Raw genomic sequence first — 13,396 nt, forward strand, 5'->3', positions numbered from 1 at the left:
GTCAGTCTCTTCTGTTCCTTCGCAGTGCGTGCGGCTTGAGCTTGTGGAAGCCGCGAACACGAAGGGAGCGAAGAGACTTGAGGTAGAACTCGGAATCTTCCCTCAGCAGTTCCGTCAGCGTCGTGTCCACCAGGATGGTTCCCGGGTGCGCCGAGCTGGTCAGGCGCGCAGCCATGTTGACGACCGAACCGTAGAGGTCGCCGTAACGGGCAAGCACCGGTCCCCAGGCGATTCCGACGCGGAGCTCGGGCATGTCCTCGTAGGTCGCGAACGCATCCTGGAGATCGAGGGCGATGTGGGCGGCGTCCTCGGGCGTCTGCGCACTGAACATCACTTCGTCGCCGACGTTCTTGATCACCGAACCACGACCGCGCGCAATGATGTTGGTGGCCACGGACTCGAACTGCTCGAGCAGTTCGGTGAGCTCGTCGATGGCGAGGCGTCGCGTCAGGCTGGTGTATCCGACCATGTCGGCGAAACCGACGGCCAAGGTACGGCTGGTGGTCTCCTCGCCCGGATCGGCGATGGCGCGGCCGGCGGTGGCCGCCAGATGCCTGCGCCAGGTGTAGGACTGCAGGGCTTCGAGAGTCGGCACCGTCTGCGCCGCGATCTCGCGCGCGTCGCGGCGGATGGCGTCGAGGTCTGCGGGGCTCGCGAGCTCGTCGGCGTCCCGGCCCTCGGCGTCACGTCCCTCGGCGACGCGGTCGTGTATGTGACTGTTCACAACGCCCACTTGCCATTCGGTGAGCCTGGACATCGTCTGACCGAGGGTGCGCGCGATGGCGACCTCCATGTCCGGCCGGATGACCTTCTGCTCGGTGAGACCGGTGATCATGCGCAGAGCATCGAGGTCCGCGTCGGTGTACACGACGGCATCGGCGTCGGTGTGAACCGGGAAGCCCATCGCGATCCACAATTGAATTACTCGCTCGAGCGGTATCCCCGATTTCTCGACGATATCCGTGCGCGTGTATTTCGGTGTTCCCCCCAGCAGATTCTTTTCGATTTCTCTCTGCACGACCGAGTTGATCTGTTCTTCAGGCATGTCCCAGCGTTCTGTCGAAAAAGGACCGGACGTCGTCGATGTAGTTGTCGATCTTCTCGGGAACCCAGTCCTCGGTGGAGATGGGCTCGCCGACGGTGACATCGACCGTACCGGAGTGCGCGGTGAAATCCTTCTTCCACATCACGTCGCCTGCGTTGTGGATGACGATGGGAACGATGGGTACGCCGGCCTGCATCGCGAGGTGGAAGCCGCCCTTCTTGAACCGGCCGAGCCGCGACGTCGGCATCCGGGTGCCCTCGGGCGCGATCGCCACGGAAATGCCGGAATGCAACTTCTCGATGGCCGGGGCCATGGCCTCTCTGGCCTGGGCTGGATCGCCGCGGTCGATGTAGGCGACGTCGAAGATCTTGCCGAGGAGAGCGAAGCGCGGGTCGCGTTCGAGTTCCCGCTTGGCGACGGCGGTGATGTCGCGACGGAGGATCGACGCCACGATGATCGAATCCGCGGTGCTCTGGTGATTGAACATGAACACCGCAGGCCGAGCGGACCACGCGTTCTCGGTGCCGACGACGTTCAACTTCACGCCCGCGAGCGTCAGCGCGATGTCCGGGGCGATGGAGGAGGTGATGTTGGCACCGGTCCGCCTGCTGCGGGTCAACAGGCCGAGACCGAGCCCGATCCCGGCACTGGCGAGGACGGAGCCCAGGGCAGCGGTACTGCGAACAGCCGACGCCAGGTCGGTGCCGCGCTTGGGGTTCTCGAGCCTCAACGACGTCCAGCCGGCCTTGTCCGCGTGCCGGGTGAGCTCCTCGTCGGGGTTGAGTGCGACGGGTCGGCCGACCTCCGCCAGAAACGGCACGTCCTCGCCGCCGTTGGAGTATCCGAAACAGCGAGCCAGGTCGAGGCCCTCCCGGTCCGCGTAATCCGCGACGGCCTTCGCTTTGCGCGGCCCCCACAACGACGTCCCGACGAGTTCGCCGGTGAGGACGCCGTCGACGACGACCGGTGTGGTGCACAGCAACTCGTCGAACATCAGGTCCTGCTCTACGGGAATGGCCTGATACGGGGTCGCGGAGGTAGCCATCACCAACCGGTGCCCCGCGTGTCGGTGTGCTTCGACGAGCCTGCGGGCCTGCGGGTAGATCATCGGTGCGATCTCGTTGCGGAACAGCGTGTATGCCTGCTCCATGAGGTCCTCCTCGCGCCGTCCCTCTAGACCCTTGACGGCCTTGCCCATCAGATTGTCGACGGGGGAGTTGCGCATCCGCATCTCCACGACGGCGCTCGAGATCTCCCACAGTTCGTGAACGGTGACATCGAGAGTCTTCAGGCGTTCCAGGAACACGGCTTTCGCGGAGAAGCCGTTGATCAGCGTGCCGTCGAGGTCGAAGAACGCCGCAGTGTCCGGGCCTTCGGGTGCCTCGGCGATGGCCTGCAGCTGGAGGTCGAGAGGGCTGGTCATCAGGCGTCGTCCTCACGTTCGTCGGTGCTCGCGACAGGGGCCGGAAGGGTCAACGGATCCACCTCGTCGAGCATGCGGTGGGCCATGTCGCGGACGATTCTCGCTTTCCGTGCCCATTCGTTGATCTCGCGGGCGAAGTCCCGTCGGCGCTGCGCAAGGTTTTCCCCGCCCGGATCGACGAGGTTGCGATTGTCGGCCAATTGCAGTGCAGTGTCGAAGAGTTCACCCGAGATGGCTTCGCTGTGGTCGAGTTGTTGCCGAAGCCTGCGGGCCTGAGCTGCGCCGAGGCAATGCGTGACGAACGACGCCTTGTCGAACTCGACTCCGGTGGGCTGCAGCATGAGCTGATCCGCCACCACCTGATAGGCCTCCAGGATGGGCTGCAACACGCGGTGAGCGAGATGCAGGTCCTGGGACTCGAGCTGCCGCGAGGAGTACTCGGGATCGTCCAGATTGGCGCGCCAATCCGGATCGATCAGTGCCACTTCGGCTTCGAGGCGATCACCGAAGTCCTTCTTGTCGCCGAAGAAGAACTCGAATTTGAGCAGGTCGCGGAGCTCGAGCGCCGACTTCCACAACGATTCGGGCGTCGACGGTGTGCCCTGGCCCAGGTCGGGCAGGACGACCAGTTCGCCGATGGCGCGCATCACGAAGTAGTGAATTGCGTTGTTGCGGAAGAACGCCGCAACCAGGTGCTTGTCCTGGGCGAGATAGAACACCGGCTCGGGTCCGTCGTCGAAGCGCTTGACGACGCCCGCATTCACCTGCGCGATGACGGCGGATCGCACCACGTCGACCTCGCTGATGTCGATGCCGCCCGCCGTCGGGAGACCGCGTCTCTTGATGTAGCTCGCAAGAGGCGAGATGATTGCCCACATCTCGTGCACGTTCAGGGCGCGGTCTTCGATACCGAGCAATGCCATCGTCACCAGCGCGGCAGGGGTCACCGGCGTCGTGTCGTTGATCGCGTGCGACACCGTCAGCGCAATCTTCTGCACCGCAACGCGTTTGTCCTCGTTGTCGTTGAGTATCGACCGCACCGAGACGGGCTCGGCGAAGTTGAGGTACACGTTGCCGCGCAGTTTGCCCTGGGCGCGGATGTAGCCGATGGCCATCCGTATTCCCTCGGCTTGCTTCTGCGCGCCGTGGGATTCGGCGGCCATGGCGCCGACCTCGTGGAGTCGGTCGTACGTGATGGCCGTCGGCACCAGATAGACATCCTCGGCGTCGCTGGACTCGAGGGCGTCGACCAGATAGGTCAACAAGCCGAAGCGCGGCGGACGGAGTTTGCCGGTGCGGCTACGTCCGCCTTCGATGTACCACTCGAGATTGAAGCGCTTGCTCAGCAGGAAGCTCATGTACTGACGCAGCGTCCACTTGTAGATCTCGTCGGAGAACTTGCGTTGGATCAACACGACGCCACTGCGTTTCGCGATGGGGCCGATGGGCCAGAAACCGACGTTGATGCCGCCCATCACGTGGTTGAGTGGCAGCCCTTCGGCAAGCAGTGCGGGCCGCAGGACCAGAGGATCGAGGTACGAGCGATGGTTGGGGAGGAAGACGAGAGGGTGCTTCTTGTTGAGTTCACGCACCTTCTGCAGTTGAGCTCGGTCCACGTCGACCTTGTACGCGCGAGAGAAGTAGGCGCCCAGGGTGCCCCACATCTCGACCGCCCGCCTGGTCTCGGTGGCCACCATCTCGCCGAGGATGGTGTGTACCCGTCGCTCCACCTCGGGTACGTCCTCGCCGACCTGTTGCGCGAGCTCCGCGATGCCGTCGTGGAACTTTTTCTGTTCGGTCATGTCCTCGACGACGAAGCGCGGAATCTTGTACTCCGAGCCGATGACGTCTCGCTCGGCCCGGTCGAGGGCAAGAGTGGCCTGGCGGGCGATGAACGAGGACAACGACCTTCCGCCCGACTTCTCGAACTTGGCCGACAGATCGCCCAGCGTCGCGGGTTCGCCGACCAGGACGGCGGACCTGTCCGGGTCGTCGCCTTGGACCCATCGTTGCCAGGTCTTCGTCGGGAGCGAGTTGCCGCGCGGTGCGAGTGCCCGACGGAGGAATCCGGGTCGCTTCTTGGCCGACAGGGTCACGCGAAGCGGAATCAGCAGGGGGTCGTCACCGATCCCGCGTACCAGCTCGGCCACCTGCCCCGACGAGTCGCCGGACAGCGCGATCGACGGAGGACGAGTTTCACCGTCGGGCGTCGTCGCGTCGATCCACGAGTTGAGTGCCTGGATCTCGAGAGCCCCCGCTGCGTCGAGCAAATAGACCTGCCGGCCTTCGGTTGTTCGCTGATCACTCGCTTCGACGTGGTACATCGAGTCCTCCCGTTTCCCGTACCGCACGCAGGTACTCGGCCAGGCTACGGGGGCGAAGCGGCCTATATGCGGGTTTGGGGTCGGCTATCTCACAATGCTCTCGCCATGCCCCTCGGGCTGCCGCGCAGTAGGCTGGAGGACGTCGTCGAGTGAAGCTCCGACAAAGCCAAATCTATCTGTTACTTCGAGTTACACATAATTCTGTGCGGCGGGGAACGCCTCGACGAACCGTTCGGCAATCCGACGATGAGCACGGGCGTCCGGGTGTAATCCGTCGGGCAGCGGGAACTCGTCGAAGTCGCTCGGACCGTACAGATCCAGACCGTCGACGAGATACAGGTTCGGATCCTCGCGCTGGTCGAACACGCGCCGCAGTTCGTCCCGGACCACGGTGAGCGTCAGCTTCCCCGGCCCCGGATCACCTGTCGCGACGAACCGCACGGCGCCCTCGGCCAGTGCGTCGGGGTCGAATGCGCCTGGCCCCGGAGTGTTCTCGTGGATCGGGCAGTAGAACGGTGACACCACCACGATCGGTGTGCTGGGGTGCCCGTCGCGAATCGTGTCCAGAAACCCGTGGACCGCGGGCGTGAACGCGCGCGTCCGCATGACGTCACCGTTCACGAGGTTGATGCCGACCTCGAGGCTGATCACCTCGGCAGGCTCGTCGCGCATGACCCGGGCGACGAACGGATCCAGCATCGCGCTGCCCGAGAACCCGAGGTTCGTCACGGAAAAACCCATCGCCGACGAGCTCAGTCCCACCCAGGTCGTGCTGGGACTCGTCGCGTTCGATCCCTGGCTGATGGAACTGCCGTAGTGGATCCACCTCGGCCTCGCCTGCCGCTCGGAGGTGGATGCGGCGACGATCGGAGAGTCGCTGCGCAGCGCGATCAACTCGACGTGCTGATTGTGCGGCAGCCATATCTCGACGTCCTTGGCGCCGGGTGTCATCTCGAATCGCACCGGAACCACCGGGCCGTCCGTTCGATCGACACTGCCGGTCACCATGTCGATCGACAGCACGTTGCCACCAGCCGACGCCACGCTGTGCACGAGTTCGCCGTCGATCGTCATGTCGAACATCCCCGACGGACGGGGCGGGAGTCCGACGAACTCCTGCCGCGTCGGAAGGGCGTCGAGTTCGACGACTGTCGCATCGGTGCGGAAAGCCAGCCGAACTCCCGCCGGTTGCACCTCGGCCCCGGCGATCCGGTCGTCGGGAAACCGGCTGCGAGTCCACGCGGGCAGCCGGTGCGGAATCAGGCCTCGTTCGGTGACCTCGACATCGAGTGCGCCGAGAAGAAGGTCGGAGGTGACGGGTGTCGATCGCATGCATGGATTCTGCGTTCCGGGGGACAAGTATGCGACAGTATTCGCAAACACTTTCGAGAGAGGTATGCACCGATGCCACCGCGTAGACGTTCGACGCCCACCGGTTCCCTGACGCCGGAGAATCTCGACACGCTGGCCACGGCCCTCTCCGAGGGGCGGCGCGCGACGGTGTACCTCATCGAGCCGACGCCGAGCCTGGGCCTGCCCGAGGGAACGTCGGCGAGGGTCGTCTCGATCGACGGAAACACCGTCACCATCAGCCCCAAGGGCGTCAACGACGAGCTCCCGTTCGAAGCGGAGGAACTCCGGATCACCCGGAACCCTCCGGGCGGTGCACCCAAACCGGCACCGAAACCGGCGTCGACGCCGGGGCCCGAGGTGGCCGAATGGACCGAGCCGGCCCCAGCACCCAAGCCTGCGGCCACCAAATCCGCAGCTCCGAAGTCGGAGGTGACGACGCCCGCCACGCCCAAGACTGCCACGCCCAAGACTGCCGCGCCCAAGACTGCTGCGCCCAAGCCTGCGCCGGCGAGGAAGGGAAAGAAGGGGCCGGACAGCGTCAGCGTCACCATCCACGCCGGGCCGGACAACGACTGGTCCGTGACGGTCACCCACGGTGCCCGCAGGCCAGGAAAAGCGCAGTCGGTGTCCCCCGAGTCCGTCTCCCGCGCGGTACGCGAACTGGGCGACGATTCGGCACGCGACGCCGTGGAAGCCGTGATCTCGTACGCGCGAGAAGAGGCAGCGTCGCGTGTGGAGGAGCTCAGCCGCCAACTCGAGGAAGCCCGGTCCATGCTGGCCGCTCTGGAATCGGACCTTTAGTACTCGTGCGTACTTGTTGACGTCAGGTACTCGTCCATCGGTGCTTCTTATTGCTAGGGTTCTGCGGACACCGCTGGAGAGGGAATACATGTTGAAGAAGTTCATGCTCGTCGCCGTGGCTGCTGCCGCTGTTGCTGCGAGCTTCGGCGTCGGAACTGCGTCAGCTGCGGCTCCGGCGGTGCTGGGGGGCGGATCCGGAATCATCGTCGACGATGCTGCCGAGTGCACTCTGACGACCATCGGCAACGACCGCGAAGGCCGCCTCGTCGGTATCACCGCCGGTCACTGCGGTGGAGCAGGCGCCACGATCGTGCCGGAGTACGACCCGTCGGCAGGCGTCGTCGGACGCATCGCGTTCTCCAACCCCGAGTACGACTACGCGGTGATCGAGTTCGATCGCGCGAAGGTCGTTCCGGTCAACCGGGTGGGCAACGTGACCATCACGCAGGTCGGTCCTCCCGCCTCGTTCCCCAACATCGTCTGCAAGGAAGGCCGCACCACCGGTAACACGTGCGGCGTCGCCTACGGGGACGTCCTGCAGTCGCAGGAGACTTGGTCGCAGCTGTGCGTCGTCGAAGGTGACTCCGGTAGCCCGGTCGTCGTCGGCACCACGCTCGTCGGCATGGTGAACGCGTACCTCGGTGTGGCGTGCTTCGGACCGCAGGTAGGTACCAACATCGACGCGATTCTGCGCCACATCGACGCAGGCAACGCCGTCGGAGCAGGTTTCGCCCCCATCCCCTGATCGGACTCTCCGAGTCACCGATCGGGTCATCAGCGTTACAGATCATGCCACCGTGTCAGTTCGATTGACACGGCGGCATTTTCGTTCGTTGGGATCTCTCCCAGTCACTTGTGTAACGGCCGCCACAAAGAATTGCGTACTCTAACGCATCCTTCCTAGGCTGCACAGCACTGCGCGCGGTGTGTCGCGTGTGGTGCCTAGGGGGGAACACACATGACATTGCTTGCGATGACTCCTGTTCAGGAGATGGAAAAGCCGTACGCGAAACGTTGGGCAGCGCTGGGGGTGCTGTGCCTGAGCCTGCTCGTCGTCGTCATGGCGAACACGTCGCTGTTGGTGGCGGCGCCTGCGATGACGCTGGATCTGAACCTGTCGAGCAGCGACCTTCAGTGGGTCATCGACGGATACACCGTGCCGTACGCGGCCTTGATGCTTCTGTTCGGCGTCATCGGCGATCGGTATTCTCGCAGAGGCGCACTCATCATCGGTTTGCTGATCTTCACGGCGGGTTCTCTCGCCGGCGCGCTGACCGGCGCCACGACGGGCGTGATTCTCGCTCGCATCGTCATGGGCGTCGCCGCTGCCATCGTCATGCCTGCCACGCTGTCGCTCCTGGTGGCGACGTTCCCCAAACGCGAACGGGCTACGGCCGTCACCATCTGGGCCGCCACGTCGGGTCTCGCCATCGCGATGGGTCCGCTGCTCGCCGGCTGGCTGCTCGAAAGCTATTGGTGGGGTTCGAGTTTCCTGATCAACATCCCGTTCACGATCATCGGGATCGTAGGCGCCGTCGCTTTGGTGCCGCCGTCGCGTGCGGTGAACCCGGGCAGGATCGACTGGCTCGGAGGGCTGCTCTCCGTGCTCGCGGTGTCCACGGTGGTCTACGCGATCATCGAGGGCATGCACTTCGGTTGGAGCGTCGGACCCACGTACTTCGCCGTGGTGGGCGCGCTCAGTACCGCGGCGTTCGTCGCCTGGGAGCTTCGCCACCCGAGCCCACTTCTCGACGTCCGAGCGTTCTCGTCCCGCATCCTCAGCGGTGCCGTACTGGCCGTCCTGCTGTTCTTCCTCGTCACCTTCGGCGCGATCTACTATGTGGCCCAATATCTTCAGTTCGTACTCGACATGGGCCCGGTCTCGACCGGGGTGCACCTGCTCCCTCTGGCGGTCGCCGTGTTCGTCGGCTCGGGTATCACACAATGGCTGACGCCGCGAGTGGGCATGAAGTACACCGTCACGGCCGGCATGGTCGTCGGCACGCTGGCCGTGGTCTCGATGCTCGGAATCGACACCACCGCAACCTATGTCGACTTCGTTCCGGTTCTGGCGCTACTGGGCCTCGGCATCGGCCTCAGCGTGTCGCCGTGCACCGACGCCATCATGGCCGAATTCCCCGAGAGCAAGCTCGGCGTCGCCGGCGGGCTCAACGACACTGCGCTGGAACTGGGCGGATCTCTCGGAATCGCCGTTCTCGGTTCGGTTCTCGCAACGACGTACCGCGGCGGCATCGTCGACTACCTCGCGGACTTCCCCGGCAAAGGGCCCGACGGCCAGCCGACCGCGCAAGCCGCACAAGCGATCGAAGCGTCCGGCGACTCGGTCGCCGGGGCCGTGATCGTCGCAGACATCATGCGCGAGAACACCTTTCTCACCGGATACGCCGACAACCTGGTGATCACCGCGGTGAGCTCGTTCGCGAACGCCGTCGTGCACACGTCTTTGATCGCAGCCGTGGTCTTCGCCATCGGGACCGTCGTGGTCGGCGTGTTGCTGCCCGGCCGCACCCCGCGCGTCGTGCCTACCGTCCGCACTGCATTCGATCCCGACGCAGCCAAGGAAGTTGCCGAGCTGGAGCATCTCCTCGAGCAACCGTCGGCCCCGGATGCCGTGGTGAAGAAACCTCGGAAAGAGGTTGCGCCCGAGGCGTCGACGCAGGATCCGGTGGCAATCGAAGTGGTCGACGACGAACTCACCCGACCCAGCATCTACCAGCTCGCCGCCAAGGTCTACGAGGTCCAGGCCGCCACCGAGAAGGAAGCTGCCCTCGCAGCGTCGGACCATCTCACCATCCACCACCTCGCCCTGGCCGACATCGCTCGCAAGCGCCGCGAAACCGCAGAAGAAGAACTGGACGCGGCGCTGGACCTCGCGGAACTTCCGGTCATGAAACGGGCACCCAAGCCCGTCGTCCGGGAAGATCAGCTGAACTTCTACCAGTACGGCGACTCCGTCCGCCGCAAGTGCACCGACCTGAAAGAGCGCTCGAGCTCCGTCTGGTCCATGCCGCTCTAGTACAGGGATTGCGTCCCACCCCCATCGCTCGAAAACGCCTCACACGCTGTCTGTTCGTGTGAACGGACGATTCGAGCGATGGGGTCACGCGCTAGATCAGTACCGCACCGTCGGATGCGGAACCGACGAGCTTGGCGTACTTGGCCAGGACACCGCGGGTGTAGCGGGGCGGTAGAGGTGCCCAACCTTCCTTGCGGGATTCGAGTTCAGCGTCGTCGACGAGGAGGTCGAGGGTTCCCTTTCCGACGTCGAGGCGAATCCGGTCACCGTCGCGAACGAAGGCGATGGGTCCGGCGTCGACGGCTTCCGGCGCGACATGTCCGACGCACAGTCCCGTTGTACCGCCGGAGAATCGGCCGTCGGTCAGCAACAGGACGTCCTTACCGAGTCCCGCGCCCTTGATGGCACCGGTGATCGCGAGCATTTCTCGCATTCCCGGTCCGCCCTTGGGGCCTTCGTATCGGATGACGACGACATCGCCCGCGGAGATCGTGCCGTCCTCCAACGCATCCATCGCGGCGCGTTCGCGCTCGAAAACTCGTGCAGTGCCGACGAACACGTCCGAGTCGAAACCTGCCGACTTGACGACGGCGCCGCCCGGGGCCAGCGAACCTTCGAGGATGGTGATGCCGCCGGTCGGGTGAATCGGCTCTTCCAGCGCACGCAGGACCTTGCCGTCGGGGTCCGGCGGCGCAATGTGAGCGAGGTTCTCGGCCACGGTCTTTCCGGTGACCGTCAGGCAGTCGCCGTGCATGAGCCCGGCGTCGAGCAACGCCTTCATGACGACGGGAACTCCGCCGATGGCGTCGACATCGGTCATGACGTGCTTGCCGAACGGCTTGACGTCCGCGAGGTGCGGCACCTTGGAGCCGATGCGCCGGAAGTCGTCGAGCGTCAGTTCCACTTCGGCCTCGTGGGCGATGGCGAGAAGATGGAGCACGGCGTTGGTCGATCCACCGAAGGCCATGACGACGGCGATCGCGTTCTCGAACGCCTTCTTCGTCATGATGTCTCGCGCAGTGATACCGCGTCGGAGAAGTTCGACGACGGCTTCGCCGCTGGCGCGAGCGTACCCGTCGCGTCGACGATCGGGCGCAGGCGGAGAAGCGCTACCGGGCAACGACATTCCCAAAGCCTCAGCGGCACTGGCCATGGTGTTGGCCGTGTACATGCCGCCGCAGGCGCCTTCGCCCGGACAGATTGCGCGTTCGATCGTGTCGACATCCTCGCGCGACATCAGGCCACGAGAGCACGCACCGACAGCCTCGAACGCGTCGATGATGGTCACCTGGTGCTCACTACCGTCGGACAGCGTCGCGAAACCGGGAAGCGTAGAACCGGCGTACAGGAACACACTCGCGAGATTCAATCGCGCTGCGGCCATCAACATTCCGGGCAGCGACTTGTCACACCCGGCCAGAAGCACCGAGCCGTCGAGGCGCTCCGCGCTGACCACCGTCTCCACACTGTCGGCAATGACCTCACGCGAGACCAACGAGAAATGCATTCCCTCGTGGCCCATCGAGATACCGTCGGAGACGGAGATGGTGCCGAACTCGAGCGGATACCCGCCCGCGGTATGGACCCCCTCCTTGACCGCCTTCGCGAGGCGCTCCAAGGACAAGTTGCACGGAGTGATCTCGTTCCACGACGACGCGACGCCGATCTGGGACTTCCCCCAGTCCTCGTCACCCATCCCCACCGCGCGCAACATTCCTCGCGCAGCGGTCTTCTCCAAACCATCGGTGACGTCGCGGCTCCGCGGTTTGACGTCCGGCGAATCGTTCTCGGTCGACATAGCTCTCCTGACCTGATCTCGGATATGGGCTGTATCCGTAACGGTCAGCCTAATCCGGGTCGTTCCGCAGGCTCCACTCCTGGCCTAATTGGGGTCGTTCCGCAGGCTCTACTCCTGCCTCCAACGGGTCGTTCCGCAGGCTCCACTCCTGCCCTCCTATATCTGCTCCCTCGGGCTCAGCGCCGGGGACGACGGGTCGCAGCTGTAGGTGGGGTTCTTGCGAGAAGGACTCCTGACCATGACTGCGGCGATGAGGGAACCCACGACGAGCAGGCCGGCGCAGACGATCATGGCCGTGTGGAAGCCGTCGGAGAAGGTCTGGGGCCGGTCGTAGTCGGCGCCCGCGATTCCGACGAGGCCAGGTAGAGCGGCCACGGCCAGGAGCTGGCTGGTTCTGGCGACGGCATTGTTGACACCGGATGCTGTTCCTGCGCGGTCGGTGGACACGGCTCCCAGGACGGCGCCGGTGAGCGGCGCGACCAGGATCGACAAGCCGAGGCCGAAGACGACGACGGCAGGAAGCACGTCGACGAGGTATGTCGATGCCGACCTAACTCCCGCCGCGGCCGGCGAGATACGGAGCATCAGCAGCAGTCCGGCGGCGGCGACCAACGGCCCGACAGTCATCGGCACACGGGGCCCGATGCGCTGCGCCACCCGTCCGGCCCGCGCGGAGAGCACGAGCATCAGAGCGGTGATCGGCAGAGTCGCCACACCTGCGGCGATCGGCGAATAGTCGAGTGCCAACTGAAGTTGCAGAATCAGCAGGAAGAACACTCCGCCGAGCGCCGCGTACACGGCGAACGTCACCAGGTTGGCCGCCAGGAAGACACGGGACGCGAACAACGACGGCGGAATCAGCGGATTGGATGTCCGCAACTCGACGACGACGAACGCTCCGACCGCGAGTACGCCCGCCGCCACGACCCACCACGATGCGTCGATGAAGCCGTAGGTGAGCAGGCCGAGCGCGAGGGCGACGACACCTGCACCGGGGAGATCGAGTTTCCCCTCCGCGTGAGGGTCGCGGCTCTCGGGCACGTGCTTGACGGCCACCAGGACGACGGCGACAGCCAGCGGAATGTTCAGCAGGAAGACCGATCGCCACCCGGCCACGTCGACCAACCACCCGCCCAGCAGAGGCCCTACGGCGGACGCGACACCGCCGAGACCGGACCACAAGCCGATGGCGGCGCCCCGGTCGTCGGGATGAATGGACGCGGAGATCAACGCGAGGCTTCCCGGCGTCAGCAACGCCGCGCCGACGCCCTGCAGCAATCGCGCGGCGACGAGTACCTCGATGTTCGGCGCCAGACCGCACAGGACCGAGGCGACGGCGAACCAGATCGTGCCCCAGACGAAGACCGTCCGTCTGCCGAGGCGATCGCCGAGCGCACCGCCGAGCAGGATGAACGACGCCAACGTCAGGGTGTAGGCGCTGACGGTCCACTGCAGTCCCGAGACGCCGGATCCGAGATCCCGGCCGATGTCGGGCAGCGCCACGTTCACGACGGTCGCGTCGAGCATCGCCAGCGAGGACCCCAGAACCGTCGCGGCGACGATCCAGCGTCCCCTCGGAGTCTTCAATCGGACCGAATCGGCCCCCGTCATGGAA

9 protein-coding genes are annotated in these 13,396 nt (G+C 65.1%); 3 read left to right on the plus strand and 6 right to left on the minus strand.

All coding sequences use genetic code 11. The annotated features are described in order from the left end of the window. Position 1 precedes the first annotated feature (1 nt). From BH95_RS21655 to BH95_RS21670, 4 genes are all read right to left on the minus strand, one after another. A complete protein-coding gene (locus BH95_RS21655; RefSeq protein WP_019666922.1) occupies positions 2–1,045 on the minus strand; it encodes an adenylate/guanylate cyclase domain-containing protein in 1,044 nt (347 codons plus the stop codon). Then, positions 1,038–2,468 (minus strand): HAD-IB family hydrolase, encoded by a 1,431-nt coding sequence (locus BH95_RS21660; RefSeq protein WP_020112423.1) that lies wholly within the window; start codon positions 2,466–2,468, stop codon positions 1,038–1,040. Before BH95_RS21660 ends, BH95_RS21655 begins: the two co-directional genes overlap by 8 nt. Further along, positions 2,468–4,792, minus strand: a complete 2,325-nt coding sequence (locus BH95_RS21665) for a glycerol-3-phosphate 1-O-acyltransferase (protein WP_020112422.1) — start codon at positions 4,790–4,792, stop codon at positions 2,468–2,470. The genes BH95_RS21660 and BH95_RS21665 overlap by 1 nt, the downstream gene beginning before the upstream one ends. A 189-nt stretch (positions 4,793–4,981) precedes the next feature. Then, positions 4,982–6,124 carry an SGNH/GDSL hydrolase family protein gene (locus BH95_RS21670; RefSeq protein ID WP_020112421.1) on the minus strand — a complete coding sequence of 381 codons (1,143 nt, stop codon included), beginning with the start codon at positions 6,122–6,124 and terminating at the stop codon, positions 4,982–4,984. A gap of 72 nt (positions 6,125–6,196) precedes the next feature. On the opposite strand from BH95_RS21670, the gene BH95_RS21675 reads away from it, so the two are divergent. The 3 genes from BH95_RS21675 to BH95_RS21685 all read left to right on the plus strand — a co-directional run bounded on the left by BH95_RS21675 (position 6,197) and on the right by BH95_RS21685 (position 9,983). Further along, positions 6,197–6,946, plus strand: a complete 750-nt coding sequence (locus BH95_RS21675) for a DUF6319 family protein (protein ID WP_020112420.1) — start codon at positions 6,197–6,199, stop codon at positions 6,944–6,946. A gap of 88 nt (positions 6,947–7,034) precedes the next feature. Next, positions 7,035–7,691, plus strand: a complete 657-nt coding sequence (locus BH95_RS21680) for a S1 family peptidase (RefSeq protein WP_019666917.1) — start codon at positions 7,035–7,037, stop codon at positions 7,689–7,691. A 213-nt stretch (positions 7,692–7,904) separates the two neighbouring features. Beyond that, a complete protein-coding gene (locus tag BH95_RS21685; protein WP_027498926.1) occupies positions 7,905–9,983 on the plus strand; it encodes an MFS transporter in 2,079 nt (692 codons plus the stop codon). A 91-nt stretch (positions 9,984–10,074) separates the two neighbouring features. Here the strand turns inward: BH95_RS21685 and ilvD are convergent, their stop codons facing one another. Both ilvD and BH95_RS21695 read right to left on the minus strand, forming a co-directional pair. Continuing rightward, on the minus strand, positions 10,075–11,781 hold the full coding sequence (gene ilvD / locus BH95_RS21690; protein ID WP_019666915.1) for a dihydroxy-acid dehydratase: 1,707 nt from the start codon (positions 11,779–11,781) through the stop codon (positions 10,075–10,077). 156 nt (positions 11,782–11,937) lie between these two features. Then, positions 11,938–13,392, minus strand: a complete 1,455-nt coding sequence (locus BH95_RS21695; protein WP_037184021.1) for an MFS transporter — start codon at positions 13,390–13,392, stop codon at positions 11,938–11,940. Positions 13,393–13,396 lie beyond the last annotated feature (4 nt).

Origin of the sequence: Rhodococcoides fascians A44A (genome assembly GCF_000760735.1) — a bacterium.
Classification (GTDB): domain Bacteria; phylum Actinomycetota; class Actinomycetes; order Mycobacteriales; family Mycobacteriaceae; genus Rhodococcoides; species Rhodococcoides fascians_E.

Bases quoted from the DNA above. Each gene is read 5' to 3' on its own strand.
- BH95_RS21655 (WP_019666922.1), bottom strand. From the start codon at position 1,045: ATGCCTGAAGAACAGATCAACTCGGTCGTGCAGAGAGAAATCGAAAAG.
- BH95_RS21660 (WP_020112423.1), bottom strand. From the start codon at position 2,468: ATGACCAGCCCTCTCGACCTCCAGCTGCAGGCCATCGCCGAGGCACCC.
- BH95_RS21665 (WP_020112422.1), bottom strand. From the start codon at position 4,792: ATGTACCACGTCGAAGCGAGTGATCAGCGAACAACCGAAGGCCGGCAG.
- BH95_RS21670 (WP_020112421.1), bottom strand. From the start codon at position 6,124: ATGCGATCGACACCCGTCACCTCCGACCTTCTTCTCGGCGCACTCGAT.
- BH95_RS21675 (WP_020112420.1), top strand. From the start codon at position 6,197: ATGCCACCGCGTAGACGTTCGACGCCCACCGGTTCCCTGACGCCGGAG.
- BH95_RS21680 (WP_019666917.1), top strand. From the start codon at position 7,035: ATGTTGAAGAAGTTCATGCTCGTCGCCGTGGCTGCTGCCGCTGTTGCT.
- BH95_RS21685 (WP_027498926.1), top strand. From the start codon at position 7,905: ATGACATTGCTTGCGATGACTCCTGTTCAGGAGATGGAAAAGCCGTAC.
- ilvD (WP_019666915.1), bottom strand. From the start codon at position 11,781: ATGTCGACCGAGAACGATTCGCCGGACGTCAAACCGCGGAGCCGCGAC.
- BH95_RS21695 (WP_037184021.1), bottom strand. From the start codon at position 13,392: ATGACGGGGGCCGATTCGGTCCGATTGAAGACTCCGAGGGGACGCTGG.